Source organism: Pseudomonas sp. NPDC086581, from assembly GCF_044746165.1.
In the GTDB taxonomy this organism is placed as follows: domain Bacteria; phylum Pseudomonadota; class Gammaproteobacteria; order Pseudomonadales; family Pseudomonadaceae; genus Pseudomonas.
The window spans coordinates 15,158-39,928 of the sequence record NZ_JBIVBR010000007.1; the positions used below are offsets into that span (position 1 = coordinate 15,158).

At 66.3% G+C, this 24,771-nt stretch carries 23 protein-coding genes; 20 read left to right on the plus strand and 3 right to left on the minus strand.

The window, feature by feature from the left end; all coding sequences use genetic code 11:
• The first annotated feature begins 111 nt into the window (after positions 1-111).
• Entirely contained in the window at positions 112-342 is a 231-nt protein-coding gene (locus tag ACIPK7_RS15180; protein WP_192432776.1) for a hypothetical protein, read from the plus strand.
• A 27-nt stretch (positions 343-369) separates the two neighbouring features.
• Here ACIPK7_RS15180 and ACIPK7_RS15185 read toward each other — a convergent pair whose 3' ends face one another.
• Positions 370-555: a hypothetical protein gene (locus ACIPK7_RS15185; RefSeq protein WP_192432775.1), complete on the minus strand. Its 186-nt coding sequence runs from the start codon at positions 553-555 to the stop codon at positions 370-372.
• Between the two features lie 222 nt (positions 556-777).
• On the opposite strand from ACIPK7_RS15185, the gene ACIPK7_RS15190 reads away from it, so the two are divergent.
• The 10 genes from ACIPK7_RS15190 (at position 778) to ACIPK7_RS15235 (ending at position 9,429) form a co-directional block, all read left to right on the plus strand.
• Entirely contained in the window at positions 778-1,146 is a 369-nt protein-coding gene (locus ACIPK7_RS15190; RefSeq protein ID WP_192432774.1) for a DUF3302 domain-containing protein, read from the plus strand.
• Between the two features lie 3 nt (positions 1,147-1,149).
• Positions 1,150-2,109 (plus strand): HlyD family secretion protein, encoded by a 960-nt coding sequence (locus ACIPK7_RS15195; RefSeq protein WP_192432773.1) that lies wholly within the window; start codon positions 1,150-1,152, stop codon positions 2,107-2,109.
• A 135-nt stretch (positions 2,110-2,244) separates the two neighbouring features.
• Entirely contained in the window at positions 2,245-2,916 is a 672-nt protein-coding gene (locus tag ACIPK7_RS15200; protein WP_192432772.1) for a DUF3313 domain-containing protein, read from the plus strand.
• A 201-nt stretch (positions 2,917-3,117) separates the two neighbouring features.
• Positions 3,118-4,098, plus strand: a complete 981-nt coding sequence (locus ACIPK7_RS15205; RefSeq protein ID WP_192432771.1) for a quinone oxidoreductase — start codon at positions 3,118-3,120, stop codon at positions 4,096-4,098.
• A gap of 10 nt (positions 4,099-4,108) precedes the next feature.
• On the plus strand, positions 4,109-4,957 hold the full coding sequence (locus tag ACIPK7_RS15210) for a TauD/TfdA dioxygenase family protein (protein ID WP_401088618.1): 849 nt from the start codon (positions 4,109-4,111) through the stop codon (positions 4,955-4,957).
• A gap of 44 nt (positions 4,958-5,001) precedes the next feature.
• Positions 5,002-6,054, plus strand: a complete 1,053-nt coding sequence (locus ACIPK7_RS15215) for a 3-keto-5-aminohexanoate cleavage protein (RefSeq protein WP_081516844.1) — start codon at positions 5,002-5,004, stop codon at positions 6,052-6,054.
• Between the two features lie 90 nt (positions 6,055-6,144).
• Positions 6,145-7,434: an MFS transporter gene (locus ACIPK7_RS15220; RefSeq protein ID WP_401088620.1), complete on the plus strand. Its 1,290-nt coding sequence runs from the start codon at positions 6,145-6,147 to the stop codon at positions 7,432-7,434.
• Complete coding sequence (locus ACIPK7_RS15225) at positions 7,434-8,099, plus strand: DsbA family protein (RefSeq protein ID WP_192432769.1); 666 nt, start codon at positions 7,434-7,436, stop codon at positions 8,097-8,099. Before ACIPK7_RS15220 ends, ACIPK7_RS15225 begins: the two co-directional genes overlap by 1 nt.
• Positions 8,096-8,422 (plus strand): Rieske 2Fe-2S domain-containing protein, encoded by a 327-nt coding sequence (locus ACIPK7_RS15230; protein WP_192432768.1) that lies wholly within the window; start codon positions 8,096-8,098, stop codon positions 8,420-8,422. Before ACIPK7_RS15225 ends, ACIPK7_RS15230 begins: the two co-directional genes overlap by 4 nt.
• Entirely contained in the window at positions 8,419-9,429 is a 1,011-nt protein-coding gene (locus ACIPK7_RS15235) for a YeiH family protein (RefSeq protein ID WP_192432767.1), read from the plus strand. The genes ACIPK7_RS15230 and ACIPK7_RS15235 overlap by 4 nt, the downstream gene beginning before the upstream one ends.
• Positions 9,430-10,546: 1,117 nt before the next feature.
• Here the strand turns inward: ACIPK7_RS15235 and ACIPK7_RS15240 are convergent.
• Positions 10,547-11,551 (minus strand): AraC family transcriptional regulator, encoded by a 1,005-nt coding sequence (locus tag ACIPK7_RS15240; RefSeq protein ID WP_401088987.1) that lies wholly within the window; start codon positions 11,549-11,551, stop codon positions 10,547-10,549.
• 344 nt (positions 11,552-11,895) lie between these two features.
• On the opposite strand from ACIPK7_RS15240, the gene ACIPK7_RS15245 reads away from it, so the two are divergent.
• The 5 genes from ACIPK7_RS15245 to ACIPK7_RS15265 all read left to right on the plus strand — a co-directional run bounded on the left by ACIPK7_RS15245 (position 11,896) and on the right by ACIPK7_RS15265 (position 19,499).
• Positions 11,896-12,462 (plus strand): RBBP9/YdeN family alpha/beta hydrolase, encoded by a 567-nt coding sequence (locus ACIPK7_RS15245; RefSeq protein ID WP_401088623.1) that lies wholly within the window; start codon positions 11,896-11,898, stop codon positions 12,460-12,462.
• A 128-nt stretch (positions 12,463-12,590) separates the two neighbouring features.
• Positions 12,591-14,438, plus strand: a complete 1,848-nt coding sequence (locus ACIPK7_RS15250) for a DUF1302 domain-containing protein (RefSeq protein ID WP_192432765.1) — start codon at positions 12,591-12,593, stop codon at positions 14,436-14,438.
• Between the two features lie 41 nt (positions 14,439-14,479).
• Entirely contained in the window at positions 14,480-15,838 is a 1,359-nt protein-coding gene (locus ACIPK7_RS15255; RefSeq protein WP_192432764.1) for a DUF1329 domain-containing protein, read from the plus strand.
• Positions 15,839-15,927: 89 nt separating this feature from the next.
• A complete protein-coding gene (locus ACIPK7_RS15260; RefSeq protein WP_401088625.1) occupies positions 15,928-17,004 on the plus strand; it encodes a WD40/YVTN/BNR-like repeat-containing protein in 1,077 nt (358 codons plus the stop codon).
• A gap of 59 nt (positions 17,005-17,063) precedes the next feature.
• Positions 17,064-19,499, plus strand: coding sequence for an RND family transporter (locus ACIPK7_RS15265; RefSeq protein ID WP_401088627.1), 2,436 nt, complete (start codon positions 17,064-17,066; stop codon positions 19,497-19,499).
• 300 nt (positions 19,500-19,799) lie between these two features.
• Here ACIPK7_RS15265 and ACIPK7_RS15270 read toward each other — a convergent pair whose 3' ends face one another.
• Positions 19,800-20,693, minus strand: a complete 894-nt coding sequence (locus tag ACIPK7_RS15270; RefSeq protein WP_081516854.1) for a LysR substrate-binding domain-containing protein — start codon at positions 20,691-20,693, stop codon at positions 19,800-19,802.
• Between the two features lie 131 nt (positions 20,694-20,824).
• On the opposite strand from ACIPK7_RS15270, the gene ACIPK7_RS15275 reads away from it, so the two are divergent.
• From ACIPK7_RS15275 to ACIPK7_RS15290, 4 genes are read left to right on the plus strand one after another with little or no spacing between them, the layout of a single operon-like run.
• Positions 20,825-21,904: an ABC transporter ATP-binding protein gene (locus tag ACIPK7_RS15275; RefSeq protein WP_401088629.1), complete on the plus strand. Its 1,080-nt coding sequence runs from the start codon at positions 20,825-20,827 to the stop codon at positions 21,902-21,904.
• A gap of 39 nt (positions 21,905-21,943) precedes the next feature.
• Positions 21,944-23,077: an ABC transporter substrate-binding protein gene (locus tag ACIPK7_RS15280; protein ID WP_401088631.1), complete on the plus strand. Its 1,134-nt coding sequence runs from the start codon at positions 21,944-21,946 to the stop codon at positions 23,075-23,077.
• Between the two features lies 1 nt (position 23,078).
• Positions 23,079-23,930 carry an ABC transporter permease gene (locus tag ACIPK7_RS15285; protein WP_401088633.1) on the plus strand — a complete coding sequence of 284 codons (852 nt, stop codon included), beginning with the start codon at positions 23,079-23,081 and terminating at the stop codon, positions 23,928-23,930.
• Positions 23,927-24,769 (plus strand): ABC transporter permease, encoded by an 843-nt coding sequence (locus tag ACIPK7_RS15290; protein ID WP_401088635.1) that lies wholly within the window; start codon positions 23,927-23,929, stop codon positions 24,767-24,769. The genes ACIPK7_RS15285 and ACIPK7_RS15290 overlap by 4 nt, the downstream gene beginning before the upstream one ends.
• Positions 24,770-24,771 lie beyond the last annotated feature (2 nt).

The following is a 24,771-nucleotide window of genomic DNA, read 5'->3' on the forward strand; positions in this document are numbered from 1 at the left end:
ACCCTGACGCAAGCCGCTACCCCGCGTCGCAGAGCCTGCCCTTCGTCAGCTGCCGTGCCGCGACGGGCGTCGCCTGTTAGCGTGGAGAGACATCCCGATGGAGATGCCACCATGGGCAAAGACGAAAACACCACGAGCGCGCACCGGGCGTCCTTGTACCTGCGCGCCGAGCGGATTCAATGGTTCGGCCTGGTGCTGCTGTTCCTGGCCGTGGGACTTGCGGCGTTGACCGACTTCCTGCAGCGCGATGGCGGGGTGGCGACCATTGTCGCCTTCGCTGTGGTCGGCGCGCTGGCGCTGGTGGTGGCGCGGTTGATCCTGTTGCGGCCGAAGCCTGTGTAGGAGCCACCGGTGCTGGGCCGATACGGCTCAGCGCCGCGGAATGGACTGCACCTGCGGCTGCATCTGCTGCTGCGGGATGTTCCGGTAGCCCATCTGGCCCTCTTCCATGGGCGGCGGGCGTGGTGCGTCTTGGTCATTGTGGCTGCCGCAGGACGAGCCGCCCAGCAGCACGGCCAGCGCGCCGATCATGAGTAGAACGGTGGTTTTTCCCATCGTGGTTGCTCCTGGTGAGCCGTCCTTCCAGTGAAAACGAAAACCCGCCGCTGAGCCGGCTGGTCGGACGAATGGGGGCGGCGCAACCGGCCCGCCGGTTTCCCTGGCAATCGCTTGAAATCCCGCTGTTTTCGCGCGGTTACGATCGTGCAGATTGCCATGGATCAACCATACTCAGGCGACTCGCTCCGGCGTTGTGCTCGGGGGAACAAGGAGGGCGGGATGCTCGACTATTTTGCGCTGGGGGTACTGATCTTTGTCGGATTGGTACTGTTCTACGGGATCATCGTGCTGCACGACATTCCTTATGAGATTGCGGTACACCGCAACCATCCCCACCAGGACGCGATCCACGCGGCCGGCTGGGTAAGCCTTTTCACGCTGCATGCGCTGTGGCCGTTCCTGTGGATCTGGGCCATGTTGTACCGCGAGGACCGGGGGTGGGGCTTCCACCACGGCAAGACGCCGGCGCAGGAGGCGGAATACCTGGAGCAGCAGCTGGCCGAGCTGCGTCAGCGCCTGGATGCGCTGGAAGGCCGCCAGAACGCTCCCGCCGCACCGGCAACCACTCAACCGGGCGGGGAGGGCTGATCCATGGACCTGTTGCTGATCCTCACCTACACCGCCTTCTGCGTCGCCATCTTCAAGATCTTCCGCATCCCGCTGAACAAGTGGACGGTCCCTACCGCCGCGCTCGGCGGCATCGTGCTGATCGGTACGCTGATCTTCCTGATGAACTACAACCACCCGTATTCCGAGGTGGCGCGTACCTACTTCGTCACCACGCCGGTGATCCCGGTGGTTACCGGGCAAGTGGTGGAGGTGCCGGTCAAGGGGAACGAGATCATCGAGAAGGGCGCCGTGCTGTTCCGCATCGATCCCAAACCCTTCCAGCTCAAGCTGGATTCGCTCAAGGCGCAACTGGTCTCGGCGCGTGCCGACCAGGCCCGCGCCCGTGAGCTGGCGCTGCGCAACGTCGGCAACAAGCGCGACGTGGACCTGACCACCGCCCGCGTCGATGACCTCAATGCGCAGGCGGCCCTGGCCCAGTTCAATCTGGACAACACCGTGGTGCGCGCGCCCTCGCGGGGCTTCGTCAGCCACGTGTCGCTGCGTCCCGGGATGATGGCCAGCCGCTTGCCGCTGCGCCCCTCGATGGTCTTCGTACCGGATGAAGGCCCGTATTTCACCGCCTGGATGCGCCAGAACAGCCAGCTGCGCCTGACCGTCGGCGACGAGGCTGAAGTCGCGTTCGACGGCATACCCGGCAGGGTCTTCGCCGGCACCGTGGACAAGGTCCTGCCGGTGATCGGCGAGGGCCAGGTGCAGCCTTCCGGCACCCTGATCAGCTACACCGGCTCCCCGCCGCCGGGGCGGGTACCGGTGTTGATCAAGATCACAGACCCCGATTTCGCCCAGTACGCGAACATCATGCCCGGCGGCTCCTACGGCCAGGCGGCGCTCTACAGCGAGCATTTCCACCATGTGGCGGTCATGCGCAAGATACTCCTGCGTATGGCGGCCTGGATGAACTACATCTTCCCGTTCCACTGATTCGCGGCATTGCGGCGCCCCCACCGGGGCGCCTGCGCGTGGGCGTCCGTCCGCGCGCGAACAACACGGGGGAGGGGGTAACGCAGTCTCCTGCCGTACAACCTGGCGACATCGATATCTCAACCGGAGAACTCTATGAAGTCCTATGTCGCGTTGTTGTCCCTGCTGCTGTTGCCGTTACTGCAAGGCTGCGCGGAAAAGCAGGTCCAGCCGGAGGAATACTCCGGCTTCCTGTATGACTACTCCCGTCTCACCGAACAGGAAAACGCCGCGGGCACCAAGGTCCTGGCCTGGATCGATCCCAAGCTGAACCTGATGAACTACCGCAGCATCGTCATCGAGCGTTCGCAGTTCTACCCGGCGCCCAAGGCCACCGAGCAGCTCTCGCAAGCCACCATGACGCAGATCACCGACTACTACGACAAGGCGCTGCGCCGCGAGCTGGGCCAGGTCCTGAAGGTCGTCGACAAGCCCGGTCCGGGCACCCTCGTGCTGCGTCCGGCGATCACCGCGGTGAGCAGCCATACCCAATCGCTCAAACCCTATGAAGTCATCCCGATCGCCCTGATCGCCGCCGGCGTCAGCACCGCCGCCGGCATCCGTGACCAGGACACCCAGATCGGCACCGAAGCGGCGATTCTCGACGGCCCTTCCAGCCGTGTGGTCGCCCAGGTGGTGCGCAAAGGCACCGGGCACGCGCTGGAGAACGACAGCCAGGCCATGGCCGCCAGCGACTTCAAGGGCGTGCTCGACGGTTGGGCCCGCGACATGCGCTTGACCTACAGCAAGCTGCGCGAACTGAAGTAACCCCGCCCCGTTTCCGCCACTGCAAACCCGCTCTCCATGCGGCGCCCATCGGGGCGCCGCATCGGCCTGTCATGAAATGAAAAGCCCCTGTCGCACGATGTGAAGCTTCCCGCCCGGCCCCTGCCTATTGTCCGCTCAAAGGGCGCTTGCCTGCTCCAAACGAAAGCGCCCAGGACAACAAGACAACTGGAGATTCCGGCCATGGCCAAAGCCGTTCGTTTCTATGAAACAGGGGGACCCGAAGTCCTGCGTTACGAGGACGTGGAGGTCGGCGAGCCCGGCCCGGGGCAAGTGCGCATCCGCCATGTGGCGGTGGGCCTGAACTACGCGGATACCTATTTCCGCAATGGCACCTACGCCGTTCCGCTGCCCAGCGGCATGGGCGTGGAAGCCGCCGGCGTGGTAGTGGCGGTGGGCGAGGGCGTGAGCAACGTCGTTCCCGGTGACCGCGTCACCTACACCGGCTTCATCAATACCCTCGGCGCCTACAGCACCGAGCGCCTGGTACCGGCGGCGCCGCTGATCCGCCTGCCGGAGAACATTGCCTTCGAGACTGCCGCCGCCATGACCATGCGCGGCCTGACCTCGGCCTACCTGCTGCGTCGCATCCACGACTTCAAGCCGGGCCAGAGCATCCTGCTGCATGCCGCCGCCGGCGGTGTCGGTCTGATCGTCTCGCAGTGGGCCAAGCTGCTCGGCCTGCGGGTGATCGGCACTGTCTCCAGCGACGCCAAGGCCGAGATCGCCTTCGCCCACGGCTGCGAACACGTCATCAACTACAGCCACGAAGGCGTCGCCGAGCGCGTGCGTGAGCTGACCGATGGCCGTGGCGTGGACGTGGTCTTCGACAGCGTCGGCAAGGACACCTTTATGACCTCCCTGGAGTCGCTCAAGCGCCGTGGCCTGATGGTCTGCGTCGGCACAGCGTCGGGCCCGATCCCGCCGTTCGATCCGGTGCTGCTGGCGATGAAGGGCTCGATCTTCCTCACTCGCCCGGCCCTGGCCGACTACATCGCCGACCCGGCGGAAAAAGCGGCGCTGCTGGACGAGCTGTTCACCCATGTGGGCAACGGCGACATCCGCATCGAGATCAACCAGCACTACGCGCTGGAAGATGCCGTGCAGGCCCACCGCGACCTCGAGTCGCGCAAGACCACCGGCTCGTCGATCTTCGTCATCTGAGGGCGCCGCCATGCACGTAGAACGTCTGACCTGCAGCATCGGCGCCGAAATATCCGGGGTGAACCTGGGCGATGCCTCCCGCGACGAAGGGCTGTTCGCCGAATTGCGCGAGTTGCTGCTCAAGCACAAGGTGCTGTTCCTGCGCGACCAGGACATCACCCGTGCCGAGCACGTGGCCTTCGCCCGCCGCTTCGGCGAGCTGGAAGACCACCCGGTGGCCGGCAGCGACCCGGAGCATCCGGGCCTGGTACGCATCTACAAGACCCCGGACCTGCCGAACGACCGCTACGAGAGCGCCTGGCACACAGACGCCACCTGGCGCGAGGTGCCGCCCCTGGGCTGCGTCCTGCGCTGCGTGGAGTGCCCGCCGGTGGGCGGCGACACTATGTGGGCAAACATGGCGCTGGCCTACGAGATGCTCCCGCCGGAGATCAAGGAGCGCATCGCCAAGCTGCGGGCTCGCCACAGCATCGAAGCCAGCTTCGGCGCGGCCATGCCCATCGAGAAGCGCCTGGCGCTCAAGGCCATGTACCCCGACGCCGAGCATCCTGTGGTGCGCACCCACCCGGAAACCGGCGAGAAGGTGCTGTTCGTCAACGCCTTCACCACCCACTTCAGCAACTACCACACGCCACAGAACGTGCGTTTCGGCCAGGACGCCAACCCCGGCGCGGCCGACCTGCTGCGCTACCTGGTGAGCCAGGTGTACATCCCCGAATTCCAGGTGCGCTGGCGCTGGAAGAAGAACGATGTGGCGATCTGGGACAACCGCTGTACCCAGCACTACGCGGTGATGGACTACCCGCCCTGCGTGCGCCGCATGGAACGCGCCGGGATCATCGGCGACAAGCCGTTCTGATCCCTGAAGAAAGACTTCTGACAAGAACAATTACGGAGACCGACATGCAATTCTTCGACGATTCGCTGCACCCCGAGAACCAGGACAAGGTGGTCATCACCACCGCTCCCTACGGCCCCGAATGGATGCCCGAGGACTTCCCCGAAGACATCCCGGTGACCATGGACGAGCAGGTCCAGAAGGCCGTTGACTGCTACGAGGCCGGCGCCACCGTGCTGCACCTGCATGTGCGCGAGCTGGATGGCAAGGGCTCCAAGCGCCTGTCCAAGTTCAACGAGCTGATCGCCGGCGTGCGCGAAGCCGTGCCGGACATGATCATCCAGGTCGGCGGCTCGATTTCCTTCGCCCCGGAAAGCGACGGCGAAGCGGCCAAGTGGCTGTCCGACGACACCCGTCACATGCTCGCCGAGCTGACCCCCAAGCCCGACCAGGTGACGGTGGCGATCAACACCACCCAGATGAACATCATGGAGCTGCTCTATCCGGAGTACCTGAAAGGTACCTCCCTGGAGAACCCGCTCTACCAGGCGGCCTACAGCGAGATGACCGTGCCGGCCGGTCCGGCCTGGGTCGAGGAGCACCTGAAGCGCCTGCAGGCCGCCGGCATCCAGCCGCACTTCCAGCTGACCGGCATGCATGCCCTGGAAACCCTCGAGCGCCTGGTGCGCAAGGGCGTCTACAAGGGCCCGCTGAACCTGACCTGGATTGGCATCGGCGGCGGCTTCGACGGCCCCAACCCGTTCAACTTCATGAACTTCGTGCACCGCGCACCGGACGGCGCCACCGTCACCGCCGAGTCGCTGCTCAAGAATGTCCTGCCGTTCAACATGATGGCGATGGCCATGGGGCTGCACCCGCGCTGCGGCATCGAGGACACCATCATCGGCCAGCACGGCCAGCGCATGACCTCGGTGGAACAGATCCAGCAGTGCGTCCGCGTCGCCCATGAACTGGGCCGCGAGGTCGCCAGTGGCAAGGAAGCACGCGCCATCTACAAGATCGGCGTGCAGTACGACAGCGTGGAAGAAACCCTGCGCATGAACGGCATGGCGCCCAATCGCCAGCCGGGCCAGAAGTCCGTCCCGCTTCGCGCGTGACAGGCTCCGGCGCGGGTTCTGCCAGTAACCCGCGTCGGCTTTTATCCCAGAACAACAAGAATCCATTGACCCACCTGGAGAGCTAGCACCATGGCCATCCACTCCGTCCCCCGGGGCGACATCCCTGCCACCGTGCCCAGCGTGCCGCGCCGCTATGCCTGGGTGGTGTTCGCTCTGACCTTCGGCCTGCTGATCTCCGATTACATGTCGCGTCAGGTGCTCAATGCCGTCTTCCCGCTGCTCAAGGTCGAATGGGCCCTGAGCGATGCGCAGCTGGGCCTGCTCAGCGGTATCGTCGCGGTGATGGTCGGCCTGCTGACTTTCCCGCTCTCGCTGCTCGCCGACCGCTGGGGGCGCGTACGCAGCCTGGCGCTGATGGCCATGCTGTGGAGCCTCGCAACGCTTGGCTGCGCCGTGGCTGAGACCTTCCCGCAGATGTTCGCCGCGCGCTTCTTCGTCGGCGTCGGCGAGGCCGCCTACGGCAGCGTCGGTATCGCCGTGGTCATCTCGGTATTCCCGGCGCACCTGCGCGCCACCCTGACCGGCGCCTTCATGGCCGGCGGCATGTTCGGCTCGGTGCTCGGCATGGGCTTGGGCGGCGTGCTCGCCGCACACCTGGGCTGGCGCTGGGCATTCGCCGGCATGGCGCTGTTCGGCCTGCTGCTGGCGCTGCTCTACCCGCTGGTGGTGAGCGAGAAGCGCATTGCCCCGGTGGCCGCTGCCGAAGCGCCGCGCCAGGCCGGCGGGCGCTCGCTGCGCAGCCTGTTCGGCAGCCGATCAGTGATCGCCGCCTACCTGGGCAGCGGCCTGCAGCTGTTCGTTGCCGCCGCCGTGATGGTGTGGATTCCCAGCTACCTGAACCGCTATTACCACCTGGACACCGGCAAGGCCGGGATGATCTCGGCGGTGATCGTGCTGGTCGGCGGCAGCGGCATGGTGCTCTGCGGCATCCTCTGCGACCGCCTGGGCCGCAGCAACCCGCCGCGCAAGATCATCCTCGCCATCGGCTTCTGCCTGGCCAGCTGCCTGCTGCTGTTGGTGGCCTTCCACCTGCCGCCGGGCACTGCGCAACTGAGCCTGATCGCCCTTGGCATGCTGGTCGCCGCCGGTACTTCCGGGCCGTCCGGCGCCATGGTCGCCAACCTCACCGCGCCGGCCGTGCATGGCACCGCCTTCGCCACCCTGACCCTGGCCAACAACCTGCTGGGCCTGGCGCCCGGCCCGCTGCTCACCGGTGTGCTGGCCGACCGCATCGGCCTGGACCGTGCCTTCCAGCTCATACCCTTGCTGAGCATTCTCGCCGCGCTGGTCTTCCTCTACGCCCGGCGCCACTACCACAGTGATATCCGCCGCCTGCGCGGCGAAGAGGAGGGCGCCTGATGCCGACTCTCAATCTGGACATGACCTTCGACTTCATCTGCCCCTGGTGCCTGATCGGCAAGCGCAACCTCGATGTCGCGCTTCGCCTGCTGGCGCGCCAACGTCCGGAACTGGACGTGCGGGTGAACTGGCTCGGCCTGCAACTGCTGCCGCAGATTTCCATGGAAGGCGAACCCTTCGCCGAGTTCTACCAGCGCCGCCTGGGCGGCAAGCGCGCCGTGCGTGCGCGGATGGGTGAAGTGCGTCGCGCGGCAGAGGGCGCCAGGGTCGACCTGGACCTCGAGCGCATCCTCACTATGCCCAACACCACCTATGCGCACCGAGTATTCCAGCGCGCCGTGCATGTGGGCAGCGAGAACCAGAAGGAGCAGTTGCTGGAGATGATCTTCCGCGCGCACTTCCAGCTGGGCCAGGACATCGGCAACCGCGAAACCCTCTGCCGCCTGCTGCGTGCCTGTGATTTCAACGTGGCCGACTTCGACGACGCGCTGGCCGACGGCGCGCGCCAGTTCATCGGCCGCCGCGTGGCCCTGGCCGATTCCAGCGTGCCGATGTTCCTCCTCGAAGGCCGTGCCTTCGCACTTGGGGGGCAGAGTCCGGAGCAACTGCTGGCGGCGCTTTACCGCGCGCTGGAGCGGCAGTTCCCGGAGGCGATCCCGGCATGAGCTGCTCGATCCGTATCCCCGCCGATCGCCTGCCGCCGCGCGGCGGCCGCAGTCTGCTGCACCATGAGAAGGGCATCATCCTGCTCTTCGACGTCGATGGCGAACTGCATGCCATTGACGACCGCTGCCCCCATGCCGGCGCCTCGCTGTTCAGCGGTCGCCTGGACGGCCGCTGGCTGCAGTGCCCGGCCCACGGCCTGCGCTTCGACCTGGCCACGGGCTGCCCGGCGGGTATCAAGGGCTTCGGCCTGCAGCGCTACGAGGTCGAATGGCGCGCCGACGAATGCTACGTGGTGCTGGCCCGGCAGGAGGTGCCGGCATGACCACGCTGACCCTCACGGCCCTCGGCTCGCGCAGCCGAACCCTGCTGCCCGGCCTGCTGGTCAGCGCCATGGTGGCGGCGGCCGCGACCTTCCTCTCCGAGCACTACGGCGCCCCGGTGATGCTCTTCGCGCTGCTGCTGGGCCTGGCGATGAACTTCCTCTCCGCCGACAGCGTGTGCAAGGCCGGCATCGAGTTCACTGCCCGCGAAATCCTCCGCCTGGGCGTGGCGCTGCTGGGCATCCGCATCACCTTCGGGCAGATCGCCGAGCTGGGCTGGCAGCCGGTGATCATGGTGGTGGTGCTGGTGACGGTGACCATCCTGGTCTCTATCGCGGCGGCCCGCGCCATGGGCTTCAATTTCCTCTTCGGCCTGCTCACCGGCGGCGCCACGGCCATCTGCGGCGCCTCGGCGGCGCTGGCCCTGGCGGCGGCATTGCCGGCGCACACGCAGAAGGAAAAGGCCACGCTGTTCACCGTGCTCGGCGTCTCGGCGCTGTCGACCCTGGCAATGATCCTCTACCCGATGATCGTCAAGTCGCTGGGCCTGCCGCCGTTGCAGGCGGGCATCTTCCTCGGTGGCACCATCCACGACGTGGCCCAGGTGGTCGGCGCCGGCTACAGCATCTCCAAGGAAGTCGGTGACAGCGCCACGGTGGTCAAGCTGATGCGCGTGGCGATGCTGCTGCCGGTGATCCTCTGCGCGGCGATGATCACCCGCGCCCGTGGCGTGGAACCGGGCGACAAGCGCCCGCCGCTGTTGCCGTGGTTCGCCGTGGGCTTCGTGCTGCTGGCGGCGGTGAACAGCACCGGCTGGCTGCCGCCGATGGTGCAGCAGGCGGGCGGCAAGCTGTCCCAGTGGTGCCTGGTGATTGCCATCGCGGCGCTGGGCATGAAGACCCAGCTGCGGGCGCTGGCGACGGTGGGGATCAAGCCGATCCTGCTGATGCTGGGGGAGACGGCGTTCCTGGCGGTGCTGGTGCTGGGGATGTTGCGGTTCGCCGGTTGATTCGGGTGACGATCACACCGGAATGGCGGTGAAGCACGAACGTAGGTTGGCGTGGAGCGCAGCGATACCCATCCATAGCCGTGGGCCCACGGCGGGGGCGTAGGGCGAATAACGCCTAAGCGTTATCCGCCATTGTGGCTATCGGCGGATAACCCGTTCCGGGTTATGCGCCCTACGTACTGGCACCGGTTCTGGCTCCGGCTCTGGCTCTGGCTCTGGCTCTGGATTTTGAGGTCTTCCAGAGAGATATCCGCACGCTCCGGAGTGCCCCTTTCAGGAGGCCGAAGGTGATCGGAGTTTCAGGGGGAGAGCGGCATGGATGCCGCGGAAGCCGCGACTGGCCATGGATGGCCCTTCGCGGCGGCCCCCTGGAACTCCGAAGAACCGAGGGTACTTTTCGCGAAGCGAAAAGCCGGATGGCAGGGGCGAGACCTTTTAGTTCCTTTTGGGGCGTTTGCCAAAAGGGACTCGCCCGAGGGGGCGAAACAAAATGCTCGCGCGTATGCCGAAGCGACGCGTACTCGCCGAACCGGAAGCAGGGAGCTTTCGCAGGAAGGATCAAACTCAACATGTCTGGGCTTCCAGTCCGATGTTCAGCGCCGCATCTACGTGCGCTCGTACTTCGTGTTTCGCCCCCTCGGGCGACCTACTTTGGCAAACGCCCCAAAGTAGGCAAAGGTCTTTCCCCGGACATCCGGTTTTTCGCCTAGGCGAAAAATTCCCTCGTTGAACCGAAGTTTCAGGGGCACGCCGCGAAGGGCCATCCCTGGCCCATCGCGGCTCTCGCGACATCCATGTCGCTCAACCCCTGAAACTCCGCTTCAACGAGGCCTCCTGAACGGGGCAGTCGGAGTGTGCGGATATTTCTCTGGAAGACTTTCGAGCCAGAGCCAGAGCCAGAGCCAGAGCCAGAACGATGCGCACGCTCTTGTAGGAGCGGAGCTTCTCCGCGAATCGCCGGCAGGCGATGGTTGACGGAATATCCCCGTGACTCCGATTTCCGCCGCGACGGATTTCGCGGACAAGGTCCGCACCTACGGGAGCCCGGGCGCTGGTGCCAACCTGTAGGAGCGAGCTTGCTCGCGAACCGCACGGCACCATTCCCCCCAGGAAAAACTCACTCCGTTTCCCGCCCCAGATGCTCCTTGCGCCACGCCGCCGGCGACACGCCGAACTGCACCGCGAACCAGCGGGTGAAGGAGCTGGGCATCGAATACCCCAGCAGGTCGGCAATACGCCCCAGCGAATAGCGCGGGTTCTCCATGTAGCGCAGCACCAGCTCGCGCCGGACCTCGTTGATCAGGTCGGAGAAGGTCACGCCGTTGTCTTCCAGCCGCCGTTGCAGCGTGCGCACGTTCAGCCCCAGCGACTGCGCAATCTGTTCGATGGTCGCGCGGCCCATGGGCAGCAGCAGGTAGATGGACTTGCGCACCTCGTTCAGCGTGCTGCCGTCGGTGGCGCCGGGCAGGGAGTCGACGAAGCTGCGCGCATGCCGCGCCATGGCCGGGTCGGCCATGGGGTTAGCGGCGTCGAGGTCGGCGGCGGGGATGACGATGCCGTTGAACTCGCTGCCGAATTCGATCTTGCAGCCGAACAGCCGGCGATGCACCTGCAGGTCCGCCGGGGCGTCGTGGCTGAAGTTCACGCTGACCGGCCGCCAGTGCGGGCCGAGGAGGGCGGCGCAGAGGCGATAGAGGGTGCCCAGGGCCAGTTCCAGGCCCTGGCGCATGGGCATCGGCGGTACGGTGAGAAGCTCTTCGCGCAGGATCGCCAGCTTGCCTTCCTGGTCGATGTACAGGGCCAGGGATTCGTTGAGCAGGTGGCGGTAGCGAATGATGGTGTCGATGGCCTCGCGCAGCGTCGCCTGGTGCGAGAGCAGCAGGCTGATCACACCGAAGTCGGCAAGTTGGCGTGATTCGGCCATGCGCAGGCCGAAGGTCTCGCAGCCGCTGATGCGCGCCGATTCCTCCAGCAGGGTCACCGCGGTGGCAACGGGAATGCGCTGCTCCGGATGCTCGAGCATGGACTGGGACAGGCCCACGGCGCTTAGCTGCTGCTGCGGGTTGAGGCCCAGGTGGCGGGCCACTTCCAGGTAGTTGGTGAGGGCCGCAATGCGAACCATGGGGGTCATGCGTGTATCGCCTTCTTGTTCTTGTGGTCGCTCCGTGCCGCCGGGGTCCGTGGACGCCCGGTGGCCAGAGTGCACGCTGGCTGGGTCGATGACGTCAGATTCTAGCGACAGCTGTTACCAATCGTGTACGAAAGTTCTCACTTCGGCCAGTGCCTGCGGCGCTCTGGAATGCACCGTACGTCCCGATACGCCCGAACGCCGTGGGCACGGCGGGACAGCAGGCTGGCCGGGGCCTGTCATCAAATGCGAAGTGCCTGACGCTCAATGCAAAGCACCTTCACCGGTGCACCTCTACTGTCTGTCCAACAAGTTCGAAATCACCCAAAGGTGAACCGGTGAGCAACCACAAGACTTCCACCACCGTCCTCCTGGTCCCCGGCTTGCGCGACCACGTCGCCGAGCACTGGCAGACCCTGCTCCAGCAGCGCCTGCCCCATGTCCGCAGCGTACCGCCGCTGACCGAGAACAAGCTGGACCTGAATGCCCGCGTCGAAGCCATCCAGCGCGAGCTGGAAAGCATCGACGGCGAGGTGATCCTGGTTGCCCACAGTGCCGGTGTACTGATGGTCGCTCACTGGGCGGCACGCTACAGCCGGCCGATCAAGGGCGCGCTGCTGGCTACTCCGCCGGATCTCGACGGTGACTGGCCGGCGCACTACCCCAAGCCTGCGGTCCTGGCCGAGATGGGCTGGTCGCCGCTACCGCTGGAGCCGCTGCCGTTCCCCACACTGGTGGCCTGCAGCGACAACGACCCGCTGGCGAGCCCCGAGGCAGTCCAGCGCATGGCCCGCCACTGGCGCGCCAGCGTGGTGGAGCTGGGCCGGGTCGGCCACCTCAACCCGGCATCCGGATACGGCGACTGGCCCCAGGCCGATGAGCTGATTCAGCTGCTGGACACCTGATCCAACCGAGCAACCTCCGGCTCCGGCGTTCGCGCCGGGGCGGGCCCTCGTGCGCTCCGGCGCAGGGGGATGGGCCGCGGGACGGGCCCGGAAAGCGTCCCGACCACAACAAGAAACGGAGCACGAGCATGCATCATCAGAGCAACCCGCACCGCCCCCTGCAACGCTGCCTGCTGGCGAGCGCAGTCCTCGCCGCTATGGCCGGCCAGCCGCTGCAGGCCTTCGAGCTGGACACCGGCAATCCGGATCTGTCGATCCGCTTCGACAACACAGTCAAGCTCAGCTACGGGCAGCGCGTCGAGTCGCCCAACAGCAAGATCGCCGGCACCGCCAACACCAACGACGGCGACCGCAATTTCTCCTCCGGCAGCCCGGTGACCCAGCGCTTTGACCTGCTCAGCGAACTGGACTTCGTCTACCGCGAGAGCATGGGCTTCCGCCTGTCCGCCGCCGGCTGGTACGACCATGCCTACGATGATGTCGGCGCAAGCAACCCATTCCCCGGCCAGAAGGGCAACGCCGGCCACCTGGTCACCCGTAACGGCGCGGTGGTTGCCCCGCGCGGCGCACAGCCGGCCACCCACGGCCTGAGCAACTTCGCCGACCGCTACTACAACGGCCCGTCCGGCGAGTTGCTCGACGCCTTCGTTTTCGCCAGCCACCAGGTCGGCGACGATATGCAGCTCAGCGGCAAGCTCGGTCGCCACACCATCTACTGGGGCGAGACCCTGTTCAGCGCGGCCAACGGCATCAACTACGGCCAGTCGGCCCTCGACCTGGGCAAGCTGTACAACGTCCCCGGCACCGAGGCGAAAGAGCTGTTCATGCCGCGCAATCAGCTGTCCGCCTCGCTGACGGTGAACCCCGAGCTGACCCTGGCCGCGCAGTACTTCCTCGAGTTCGAGAACTCGCGCTTCCCCGAAGGCGGCACCTACATGGGCCCCTACGACATGCTCAACGATGGCGGCAATGTCTTCTGGCTGCCGCTGCCGGCGCAGAACGCCTTCTACGGTGCGGCGCGCGGCCATGACCGCAAGCCCGACAACACCGGCGACTTCGGCCTGATGGCCAAGTGGAGCCCGGAATGGCTCGACGGCACCCTGGGCTTCTACTACCGCAAGACCTCTGACACCCTGCCGGCGGTACTGGTGGATGCACCGAACCTGCACAAGCCGGGCCTCGCCGGCCTGCCGGGGATGAACTACTTCACCGCCTACGCCGACGACATCGACATCTACGGCATCAGCCTGTCCAAGGAAGTCGGCGGCGTCAGCGTCGGCATGGACCTGAACTACCGCGAGAACATGCCGCTGGCGAGCAACTTCACCACGGTCAACCCGACGCTCTATGCGGCGGCCCAGCGCGGCCTGATCAACGGCGCCAACCTGATCGGCGAGCTGCCCAGCGACGGCGATACCGGCCTTGCCCGCGGCAAGACCTTCCACGTCGTGCTCAACGGCCTGGTGACCTTCGGCGCCACCCCGCTGTGGGACGCCTCATCGCTGGCGGTGGAAGGCACCCTGACGCACCTGATCGACGTCACCGAAGGCCAGCAGACCTTCAAGGGCGACTCCAGCTACCACGGCGTCGACAAGGTCACCACCAACGCCTACGCCATGTCCGCCAACTTCACCCCGACCTGGTACCAGGCCTTCCCCGGCGTCGACCTGTCCATGCCCATGTCCTACAACGTCGGCCTGCACGGCAACTCGGCGGTGCAGCTGGGCGGCAACGAAGATGCCGGCAGCTACTCGGTCGGCGTGGCCGCGGACTTCCACCAGAAATACCGCCTGGACCTGAAATACGTCGACGCCTTCGGCCCCTTCGATACCTGCGAGAGCGGCCGCGACAACAACACTCCCGGCGCCAACGGCCAGTACCAGTGCATCCCCGGCCAGATCACCTCGCAGGCGGGCCTTGCACCCCTGCTGAAGGACCGCGGCATGGTCACCGCATCCCTGAAGGCCACTTTCTGATTTCACCCCAGGCTTCGCTCTCGAAGCAGGAGAAACACAGCATGAACTTCAAACCCACCCTGATCGCCACCGCCCTCGGCCTGACCCTCTGCGGTCTGGCCCAGGCCGCCGTTTCCCCGCAGGACGCCGCCCAGCTGGGCAGCACCCTGACCCTGGTCGGCGCCGAGAAAGCCGCCAGCAGCGATGGCTCGATTCCCGCCTATGCCGGTGGCCTGACTACCGCTCCGGCCAGCTTCAAGAGCGGCGACAGCATGCGTCCGGACCCGTTCGCCAGCGACAAGCCGCTGCTGGTGATCGACGGCAAGAACGTCGACCAGTACAAGAGCGAGCTGTCGGCCACCACCGTCGAGCTGGCCAAGCGTTATCCGAGCTTCCGCGTCGATGTCTACCCGACCCACCGCAGCGCCGCGCTGCCGGACACCGTGCTGGAGAACAGCAAGAAGAACGCCGTCACCGCGCAGTCCCTGGAAGGCGGCACCGCCATCGACAACGCGCTGCCCGGCGTGCCGTTCCCGATTCCGCAGACCGGCGCCGAGGCGATGTGGAACTTCCTGCTGCGCTACCAGGGCGTGAACATCAAGGCCAAGTACGACTCCTGGAACGTCGATGCCTCCGGCAGCGCCAACCTTGCCACCACCGGCCAGGCCTTCATCAACTACCCGGTGTACGAAGACCTCACCCAGCCGGTGAAGGGCTCCGAGGTCTACTACCAGATGAAGCTCTACTACAGCGGCCCGGCCCGCCGCGCCGGCGAGGCGATGATGCTCAAGGACGCCGCCAACCCGCTGCAGCAGCCGCGTCGCGCCTGGCAGTACCTGCCCGGCCAGCGCCGCGTGAAGCTGGCACCGAACCTGGCCTACGACACCCCGAACCCCGGCATGGCCGGCGCCGGCACCTACGACGACGTGTTCGTCTTCAACGGTGCGCTGGACCGCTATGACTGGAAGCTGGTGGGCAAGCAGGAAATGATCGTGCCCTACAACACCTACCGCCTGACCTACGCCAGCGACATCAAGCCGGTGGTCACGCCCAACCACCTGTCGCCCGACTACGTGCGCTGGGAGAAGCACCGCGTGTGGGTCGTCGAAGGCACCCTGAAGTCCGGCGCGCGGCACATCTACGCCAAGCGTCGCTTCTACCTCGACGAAGACAGCTGGGTGGCCCTGGCCTCCGACCAGTACGACGCCCGCGGCCAGCTCTATCGCGGCTCGTTCGCCTTCCTCAGCCAGAGCTACGACAAGCGCATCCCGGACGCCACGCCGTTCATGATCTACGACCTGACTGCCGGCTCCTACAACATCAACGGCGTCGTCGGCCCGTACGGCGGCATCAGCTACATCGACCCGCTGGCCAAGACCCAGTGGTCCCCCGAGGCGCTGGCCGGTAGCGGCATTCGCTGACGCACGATGCGGCGGCCTCTCCTGATGAGGGAGCAGGCCGTCGTTGCCGTTGCGAAGAAAGCTGCGAAAAGAGTTGCGAGGAAAGCTTCATGCAGATCCCCTTCAAGCGCCTGTTGCTCCTGGGTGCCTTGTTTCTGGCGGGCGGCGCTCAAGCCGGTGAAACGGTCGCAGAGTTCGTCGATGTACTCGACCAGCCGGCGCCCCACAGTGCCGTTCCCTGCCGCGCGCCGCTGCTGGCCGTCACCCGCGTCGACAAGCGCCTGGTGAGTGTCGGCCAGCGCGGCCACATTCTCTATTCCGATGACGGCGGCACCAGCTGGCTGCAGGCCGAGGTGCCGGTCAGCTCCGACCTCACCGCCGTGCGCTTCCCCACGCCGCAGGACGGCTGGGCGGTGGGCCACGACGGCGTGGTGCTGCACAGCGCCGACGGTGGCAAGCACTGGGAGCGCCAGCTCGACGGCCGGCAGATAGGCCAACTGATGCTCGACTACTACGCCGCCCACCCGCAGCCGGACAACGCCACCTGGCTGGACCAGGCGCGCCGCTACCAGCAGGAGGGCGCCGACAAGCCGTTCCTCGACCTGTGGTTCCGCGATGCCAACGAAGGCTTCGTGGTCGGCGCCTTCAACCTGATCCTGCACACCCGCGACGGCGGGCGCACCTGGGAGCCCTGGAACCACCGCATCGACAACCCGCAGGCACTGCACCTGACCGCCATGGCGGCCAGCGGCGATGACCTGTTCGTCGTCGGCGAGCAGGGCCTGCTGTTGCGTCTGGATTCTCATCAGGAGAGCCAACAACAGCGCTTCGTCGCCCTGCAGTCGCCCTATGCCGGCAGCTTCTTCGGCGTTGTTGCGCGCCCTGGGCTGGTGTTCGCCTACGGCCTGCGCGGCCACGCGATCCGCAGCCTCGACGGTGGCGAAAGCTGGAGCGCCGTGGACACCGGCCTGCCGGTGAGCCTGACCGCCGCCAGTTTCGACGCCAACGGCCGGCTGTACCTGTTCAGCCAGGCCGGCCAGGGCCTGGTCAGCGATGATAGCGGCGCCAGCTTCAAGGCCCTTGAGCTGGCCGAGCGCCTGCCCGTCAGCGGCGCCGTGGCCGGCCCCGGCCGGCTGCTACTGGTTGGCGCCCGCGGCGTACGCGAGAACGCGATGCCGGTGCGCTGAGCGCAGCGGTGTTTCACCCGTTCAAGAACCATAAGAACAAGAGATAGAGAGACAGCCTCATGGTCGACCTGAAGCAAGGCGAGATGCCTGTAGTCCGCGAACTGCGGGACTTTGACACCCACAGCGGCAACCTGCTGGAGCGCCTGGTGTTCAACCACCGTGCGCTGTTCATCGCCCTGATCGCGCTGGTCACCCTGGTGCTGGGCTACATGGCCGTGACGCGCCTGGAGATGCGTCCGGCCTTCGAGAAGATGATCCCGCACAGCGATCCCTACATCCGCAATTACCTGGACAACCGCGCCGCATTGCGCGGCCTGGGCAATTCGGTGCGGGTGGTGGTGGAGAACCCCAGCGGCGACATCTTCGACCCGGCCTACATCGACAGCCTGCGGCAAATCAGCGACCAGCTGTTCCTCAGCCACGGCGTCGACCGCGCCTGGATGAAATCGCTGTGGTCGCCGGCAGTGCGCTGGACCGAGGTCACCGAGGAAGGCTTCCAGGGCGGCCCGGTGATGCCCGACGGCTACGACGGTAAGCCCGAGTCCATCGGGCAATTGCGTCAGAACATCGCCCGAGCCGGCATCGTCGGCAGCCTGGTGGGTAACGACTTCCGCTCCAGCATGCTGGTGGTGCCGCTGCTGGACCGCGACTCGGCCACCGGCAAGGGCATCGACTACCGCGAATTCTCCCGCGCGCTCGACGACCTGCGCCTGAAGTACGAATACCTGGGCGACGCCCGTGCCTTCGCTGCCGGCGAGGAGGGCAAGGGCCCGGTACGCCTGCACGTGATCGGCTTCGCCAAGCTGGTGGGCGACCTGATCGACGGCCTGGTGCGGGTCATGCTGTTCTTCGGCCTGGCGGTGGTCACCGCCTTCGTCATCATCTTCTTCTATACCCGCTGCCTGCGCAGCAGCCTGTTGGTGATCGGCTGCTCGCTGCTGGCAGTGGTCTGGCAGCTCGGGCTGGTGGCCTGGCTGGGCTACGCGCTGGACCCGTACTCGATCCTGGTGCCGTTCCTGATCTTCGCCATCGGCGTGTCCCACGCCACCCAGAAGATGAACGGCATCATGCAGGACATCGGCCGTGGCACCCACAAGCAGGTGGCCGCGCGCAACACCTTCCGCCGCCTGTTCCTGGCCGGCGTCACCGCGCTGCTGTCGGACGCCGTGGGCTTCGCCGTGCTGATGCTGATCGATATCCCGGTCATTCAGGACCTGGCCATCGCCGCCAGCATCGGCGTGGCGGTGCTGATCTTCACCTCGCTGCTGATGATGCCGGTGGCGCTGTCCTACGTCGGCGTCAGCCCGAAGGCCGCCGCCCGAGCCCTGCGCGAGGACCGCCAGGTGGACCAGCATGCCGGTCTGGGCAAGCTGTGGGACCTGCTGGACCGCTTCACCCAGCGCCGCTGGGCCAGCGTGGCTGTGATCATCGCGGCGCTGCTGGGTGCCGGTGGCCTGCTGGTCAGCCAGCACCTGCAGATCGGCGACCTCGACGCCGGCGCTCCGGAGCTGCGCGCCGACTCGCGCTACAACCGCGACAACGCCTACATCACCAGCCACTACGCGCTTTCCAGCGACCTCTTCGCGGTGATGGTAAAGACGGCGCCGGAGGGCTGCCTGAACTACCGCACGCTGATCCTCGCCGACCGGCTTGGCTGGGCGCTGCAACAGCACGAAGGCGTGCAGGCCACCACCTCTCTGGTCAACGCGGTACGGCAGATCACCGCCGGCACCTACGAGGGCAACCCCAAGTTCGCCAGCCTGCAGCGCAACCAGGACGTGCTCAACTACGCCGCCCAGCAGGCTTCGGTGAACACCCCGGAGCTGTTCAACACCGAATGCTCGCTGATGCCGGTGATCGTCTTCCTCAAGGACCACAAGGCGCAGACCCTCGATGAAGTGGCCGGCATCGCCGAGAACTTCGCCCGCGTCAACAGCACGCCGGAGCGCCAGTTCCTGCTGGCCGCCGGCAGCGCCGGGATCGAGGCGGCGACCAACCGAGTGGTGCGCGAGGCCAACCACCGCATGCTGTTCTACGTCTACGCGGCCGTGGGCATCTTCTGCCTGATCACCTTCCGCAGCTGGCGCGCGACCCTGGTGGCGCTGCTGCCGCTGGTGCTCACCTCGATCCTCTGCGAGGCGCTGATGGTGATGATGGGCATCGGCGTGAAGGTCGCCACGCTGCCGGTGATCGCGCTGGGCGTGGGTATCGGGGTGGATTACGCGTTATACCTGCTCAGCGTGCAGCTACAGATGCAACGGGCCGGGTTGCCCTTGTCGGTGGCTTACAAACAGGCCGTGGCTTTCACCGGCAAGGTGGTTGCGCTGGTCGGCGTGACCCTGGCAGCGGGCGTCATCACCTGGGCCTGGTCGCCGATCAAGTTCCAGGCCGACATGGGCATCCTGCTGACCTTCATGTTCCTATGGAACATGCTCGGGGCGTTGATCCTGATTCCGGCGCTGTCGCATTTCCTGCTGGGCGGGAAGAAGCTCTGAGCCAGCCCTGGGCGCGCCCACCGACGCGCTCAGGTGTATGTCCCGTAGGGCGCATAACCCGGAACGGGTTATCCGCCGATGCCACAACGGCGGATAACGCTGGCGCGTTATGCGCCCTACGGTCCGTGCCGTGCCGTGCCGTGCCGTGCCGTTCGCGAGCAAGCTCGCTCCTACGAAGAGCCGTATCGCCGCACCCTGTAAGAGCGAACTTGCTCGCGAACGCCCAGCGCCGGCATTGCCGTAGAGCGCCAATGTACGATGGGTGTTCTTCCTGACGCTTTTGCGAAGGGCACAACTGCATCAGTCAAACGCCGGAATCGCCTCCAGCTCATGCAGCAGCCAGTCGGCGAATTCCCGTGCCAGGGCCTGGTTGCCGTGGGGCGGGATGATCAGGAAGTAGGGGTGAGGCGCCGGGAAGTCGATGTCGAACAGGCGTACCAACCGTCCCTGGTGCAACTCTTCGCCAGCCAGGATGTGGTCGCTGATGGTCACGCCGCCGCCGGCCAGGGCGGCGCGGATGGTCAGGTAGGCGTCGGGCAGGAAGACGTTCTGCCGTGCCTGCAGGCCGGGCACGCCGGCGGCAAGAAAGTAGCGGCTCCAGTCGAAGCCGTCGTCCTCGTGCAGCAGCACCTGGCGCGCCAGGTCGCGGGGTTTGCGCAGGTGTTCCTGGGTGTTGAGCAGGCGCGGGCTGCACACCGGGAAGTAGCGGATATCGCCCAGCGCGGCGAAGCGCTGGCCTTCGATGTGTGTCTCGCCGAAGGAAATCACCATGTCTACCTGGCCCAGGTCGCTGCTCATTGGCAGCAGGTGCAGGGCGACCTCCTGGTAATTGCGCAGGAATTTCTCCAGCAGCGACGACACCCGCGCCAATAGCGCCGGGGCGCAGGCGATGCGCAGTTCGCCGGCGGGCTCCTCGGTGGGCAGGGCGCGGCGGATGTCGCGCAACTGGTCGAAGGCACTGCTGATCTGTTGGCTCAGCTGGCGCCCGGCCGGGGTCAGCTTCACGCCCTTGCCCTGGCGCTCCACCAGCGCCATGCCCAGTTCCTCTTCCAGCTTCTTCACCTGGTGGCTGACCGCCCCGTGGGTGACGTGCAGCTCCAGCGCCGCGCGGCTGATGCTGCCTTGGCGGACCAGCGCCTCGAAAGCGCGCAGGGCGATGAGCGAGGGCATGCGAAACGCACTGTTCTGACGCATGAAGGACCTTCTTTGGTGAATTTGACTAACGATTCAGGTGGAAATCTATTGAATTGTCGTTAGTTAAATTTGCACAGAAGATGAGCCCACGCCAACACCGATCAACAAGAAAAAACGGCTGGAGATCCGCCATGCAGCATTTCGTCGACTTGCTCGGCCTGGGCAAGCGCTACGGCAACCTGCAGGTCCTGAGCGACCTCAGCCTGAGTATCCGCCAGGGCGAATTCCTCACGCTGCTGGGGCCGTCTGGCTCCGGTAAAAGCACCACGCTGATGATGCTCGCCGGCTTCGTCGAACCCAGCGAAGGGCGCATCGAGCAGCACGGCCGCGACATCACCCACCTGTCGCCGGACCAGCGCGAGTTCGGCGTGGTGTTCCAGGGCTACGCGCTGTTCCCGCACATGAGCGTGGCGCAGAACGTCGCTTACCCGCTGCGCATCCGCAAGGTGCCGGGCGCGGAGATCGAGCGCCGGGTCGCCGAGGTGCTGGAGCGCGTCGGCCTCGCCGGCATGGGTGGGCGCGGCATCAGCCAGCTCTCCGGCGGCCAGCAGCAGCGTGTGGCGCTGGCCCGCGCGCTGGTGTTCAAGCCGAAATTGCTGCTGCTCGACGAGCCGCTGTCTGCCCTCGATCGCCGCCTGCGCCAGGAGATGCAGGGCGAGCTGGCGCGCATGCACAAGGACTTCGGCACCACCTTCGTCTTCGTTACCCACGACCAGGAAGAAGCCCTGGCGCTGTCCGACCGTATCGCCGTGTTCAACAAGGGCCGCCTGGAACAGGTCGGCACCCCGCGCGAGGTCTACGAGCGCCCGGCCAGCCGTTTCGTCGCCAACTTCCTCGGCGACACCAACCTGCTGGAGGTCGGCGTGGTCGGTCGCGAAGCCGAGGCCACGCTCTGCGATTTCCGGGGCCAGCACCTGCGCGTGGCCAATACGCCCAATGCCGGCCAGGGCGGCAAGAGCTGGCTGGCTGTGCGCCCGGAACACATCGACCTGCGCCCGCTGCAGGACGCCGGCCGCGACAACGGCCTCTGCGCCACCGCAGGCCCCGCGACCTACCAGGGTGCCCACGTCAATCTCGAACTGACCCTGGAGCAGGGCGATCGCCTCGACCTGCGCCTGCCGGTGTCGCACCCGCTGCTGGGCAGCCTGCGCAGCGGCCAGCGCTACTGGTGCAGCTGGTCGCCGCAGCACTGCCACCTGTTGTCCGCCTGACTAACCCATAACGAAAACAAACGATCGGGGAGCAATCACATGAGCGACTCTGTAAAAGCAGGCCAAGGCTTCATCGAAGACGCCATCGAAATCGCCGCCCAGAAGGGCGAGCGCGTCGGCATCAGCCGCCGCGATTTCAACCGCAGCCTGCTGCTGCTCGCCGCCGCCAGTGCGCTGCCGTTCGGCGCCGGCGGCCGGGCCTTCGCAGCCGGCGGCAACCTGGTGCTGGCCAACTGGGGCGGTGATGCGGTGCCGGCCTTCGAGAAGAGCTTCGGCGGCTTCGACCAGGCTTCCGGCCTGGCCCTGAAAGTCGACGGCAGCGGCCCCACCGAGGGCGCCCTGAAGACCCAGGTGAGCAGCGGCGCGGTGCGCTGGGACGTGTGCGACGGCGAGATGTATTCGTCCTACCGGCTGGGCAAGGACAAGTTTCTCACCCCCATCGACTTCGGCATCGTCGACAAATCGCTGATCGGCTACGGCGACGTGCATGACTTCGGCCTCGCCAACTACACCTACAGCTACGTGATCGGCTATGACCACGAACGGTTCGGCAAGAACCCGCCCAAGTCCTGGGCCGACTTCTGGGACGTGAAGAAGTACCCGGGCAAGCGCACCCTCTACAAGTGGATGAGCGCCAACCTCGAATGCGCGCTGCTGGCCGACGGCGTGCCGCCGGAACAGCTCTACCCGCTGGACGTGGACCGCGCGCTGCGCAAGATCGAGGAGCTGCTGCCGCACATCGCCACCCACTGGTCCACCGGCGCCGAGTCGCAGCAGCTGATCCGCGATGGCGAGGTGAGCATGGCGCAGATGTGGCACACCCGCGCCGAACTGGTGAAGAACGACACCGCCGGCAAGATCGACTGGAGCTTCGACGGCGGCATCGTCTCGCCCTCGGTGTGGATGGTGCCCAAGAACAACCCGGCCGGCGCCAAGGCGGCCATGGACTTCATCTCCTATGCCCTTCGACCTGAAGTCCAGGCCAAGCTCATGGAGGTCTACAACATGGGCCCGGTGAACCTTGCGGCCAACGACCTGCTCAGCGCCCAGCTGCAGGCAATCAACCCCACCGCGCCGGACAACCTGAAGAAGCAGGTGTCGCTGAACAACAAGTGGCACGCCGAACACTACGGCGAAACCCTGGAGCGCTACCTCGCGCTGATCGGTGGCTGAGATGCGACGTTTCGCACCGGGCGTGCTGCCGGTCTACGGCCTGCTGATCCTGCCCCTGCCGGTACTCGTCGTGGTCGGCTATCTGCTGCCGACCCTCGGCGTGCTCGGCTGGAGCTTCAGCCTGCCGGAGTGGGGTACGCAGAACTACGCGGCCATCGCCGACAACGCCAACCTGCAGGCGGTGATCTGGCGCACCCTGCGCATCTGCCTGCTGACCACCGCGATCAGCGTCGCCATCGCCTACCTGATCGCCTACCGCTGGCGCTTCGCGACGCCGCGCGGCCGGCAGCTGATCGAGCTGTTCGTGCTGCTGCCGTTCTGGCTGTCGATGCTGATCCGTGCCTTCGCCTGGCTGGTGCTGCTGCGCAATGGTGGACTGGTCAGCCAGGGGCTGATGGCCACCGGCTGGTTCGACGCGCCGCCGCCGCTGGTGCGCAACGAACTGGGCGCGCTGATCGGCATGGTGCACTTCATGGTGCCTTACGCGGTGCTGCCGCTGCTGTCTTCGCTGAAGCAGGTGGACGACAGCCTGCTGCGCGCTTCCAGCAGCCTGGGTGCGAGCCACTGGCAGACGCTCAAGGACATCTTCATCCCGCTGACCCTGCCGGGCGTGGTCGCCGCGTCCGCCATCGTCTTCGTGTTCAGCCTCGGCTGCTTCGTCACCCCGGCGCTGCTGGGCGGCGGCAAGGCCGCGATGCTCGCCGAGTACATCTACGTGCAGATGTTCCAGCTGTCCAACTGGGGGCTGGGCGCGGCGCTGAGCATCGTGCTGATGCTGCTGGTGGTGGGCTGCGCACTGCTGTTCGGACAACTCATCGGCTACCGCCGCCTGCTCGGGAGGAATGAGCTGTGACCCCGCAGGGAACCTATCTCTCCGCCATGCCCAAGGGCGTGAAAAAGTCGCAACTGCCGCGTCCGCCGCTGGGGCGCTGGCTATCCTGGGCCGCGCTGGTGCTGTCCGCACTGTTCCTGCTGCTGCCGATCCTGGTGATCGTGCCACTGTCGTTCGGCAACCAGCGTTACCTGGCCTTCCCGGAGGGCGGCTGGTCGCTGCGCCACTACGCGACGTTGTTCGATGGCGCGTGGCTGGTGTCGATCCTGCAGAGCCTGGGCCTGGCGCTGGTGGTCGGAGCGCTGTCCACCGCGCTGGCCTTCCTGTTCGCCACCGGCATCTGGCTGCAGCGGCGCTTCCGCACTGTGCTGACACTGATCGTGCTGCTTCCGATGATCGTCCCGCAGGTGGTCTCGGCCATGTCGATCTACTACCTCGACGCGCGCCTGGGCATTCTCGACAACCTGCTGGGCGTCGGCTTCGGCCACCTGCTGATGGCGCTGCCGTACTCGGTGATCGCCATGCTGGTGGCCTACGCGCGGCTCGACCAGAGCCTGTACAAGGCCTCGCGCTCGCTCGGCGCGGGGCTCTGGCCGACGCTCTGGCACGTGCTGTTGCCCAACGTACGCGGCGGCATCCTCGGCGGCTTCTTCATGGGCTTCGTGATGAGCTGGGAAGAAGTGGTGGTGACCCTGTTCACCAGCGGCCTGAACGTGGTGACGCTGCCCAAGCGCATCTGGGACGGCCTGCGCTACAACCTCGACCCGGCGATCGCTGCCGTGTCCACCCTGATGATTGTCCTCACCCTGGCGGTGATGCTGCTGCGCATGTACCTGGAGCGACAGCGACCGCCTTCCTGATC

What these genes read in the sequence shown, in the direction of transcription:
- ACIPK7_RS15180 (WP_192432776.1), top strand. Translation starts at nt 112, where the DNA reads ATGGGCAAAGACGAAAACACCACGAGCGCGCACCGGGCGTCCTTGTAC.
- ACIPK7_RS15230 (WP_192432768.1), top strand. Translation starts at nt 8,096, where the DNA reads ATGAGCTGCTCGATCCGTATCCCCGCCGATCGCCTGCCGCCGCGCGGC.
- ACIPK7_RS15195 (WP_192432773.1), top strand. Translation starts at nt 1,150, where the DNA reads ATGGACCTGTTGCTGATCCTCACCTACACCGCCTTCTGCGTCGCCATC.
- ACIPK7_RS15240 (WP_401088987.1), bottom strand. Translation starts at nt 11,551, where the DNA reads ATGGTTCGCATTGCGGCCCTCACCAACTACCTGGAAGTGGCCCGCCAC.
- ACIPK7_RS15260 (WP_401088625.1), top strand. Translation starts at nt 15,928, where the DNA reads ATGCAGATCCCCTTCAAGCGCCTGTTGCTCCTGGGTGCCTTGTTTCTG.
- ACIPK7_RS15255 (WP_192432764.1), top strand. Translation starts at nt 14,480, where the DNA reads ATGAACTTCAAACCCACCCTGATCGCCACCGCCCTCGGCCTGACCCTC.
- ACIPK7_RS15270 (WP_081516854.1), bottom strand. Translation starts at nt 20,693, where the DNA reads ATGCGTCAGAACAGTGCGTTTCGCATGCCCTCGCTCATCGCCCTGCGC.
- ACIPK7_RS15215 (WP_081516844.1), top strand. Translation starts at nt 5,002, where the DNA reads ATGCAATTCTTCGACGATTCGCTGCACCCCGAGAACCAGGACAAGGTG.
- ACIPK7_RS15280 (WP_401088631.1), top strand. Translation starts at nt 21,944, where the DNA reads ATGAGCGACTCTGTAAAAGCAGGCCAAGGCTTCATCGAAGACGCCATC.
- ACIPK7_RS15220 (WP_401088620.1), top strand. Translation starts at nt 6,145, where the DNA reads ATGGCCATCCACTCCGTCCCCCGGGGCGACATCCCTGCCACCGTGCCC.
- ACIPK7_RS15185 (WP_192432775.1), bottom strand. Translation starts at nt 555, where the DNA reads ATGGGAAAAACCACCGTTCTACTCATGATCGGCGCGCTGGCCGTGCTG.
- ACIPK7_RS15225 (WP_192432769.1), top strand. Translation starts at nt 7,434, where the DNA reads ATGCCGACTCTCAATCTGGACATGACCTTCGACTTCATCTGCCCCTGG.
- ACIPK7_RS15275 (WP_401088629.1), top strand. Translation starts at nt 20,825, where the DNA reads ATGCAGCATTTCGTCGACTTGCTCGGCCTGGGCAAGCGCTACGGCAAC.
- ACIPK7_RS15190 (WP_192432774.1), top strand. Translation starts at nt 778, where the DNA reads ATGCTCGACTATTTTGCGCTGGGGGTACTGATCTTTGTCGGATTGGTA.
- ACIPK7_RS15265 (WP_401088627.1), top strand. Translation starts at nt 17,064, where the DNA reads ATGGTCGACCTGAAGCAAGGCGAGATGCCTGTAGTCCGCGAACTGCGG.
- ACIPK7_RS15200 (WP_192432772.1), top strand. Translation starts at nt 2,245, where the DNA reads ATGAAGTCCTATGTCGCGTTGTTGTCCCTGCTGCTGTTGCCGTTACTG.
- ACIPK7_RS15250 (WP_192432765.1), top strand. Translation starts at nt 12,591, where the DNA reads ATGCATCATCAGAGCAACCCGCACCGCCCCCTGCAACGCTGCCTGCTG.
- ACIPK7_RS15205 (WP_192432771.1), top strand. Translation starts at nt 3,118, where the DNA reads ATGGCCAAAGCCGTTCGTTTCTATGAAACAGGGGGACCCGAAGTCCTG.
- ACIPK7_RS15210 (WP_401088618.1), top strand. Translation starts at nt 4,109, where the DNA reads ATGCACGTAGAACGTCTGACCTGCAGCATCGGCGCCGAAATATCCGGG.
- ACIPK7_RS15285 (WP_401088633.1), top strand. Translation starts at nt 23,079, where the DNA reads ATGCGACGTTTCGCACCGGGCGTGCTGCCGGTCTACGGCCTGCTGATC.
- ACIPK7_RS15235 (WP_192432767.1), top strand. Translation starts at nt 8,419, where the DNA reads ATGACCACGCTGACCCTCACGGCCCTCGGCTCGCGCAGCCGAACCCTG.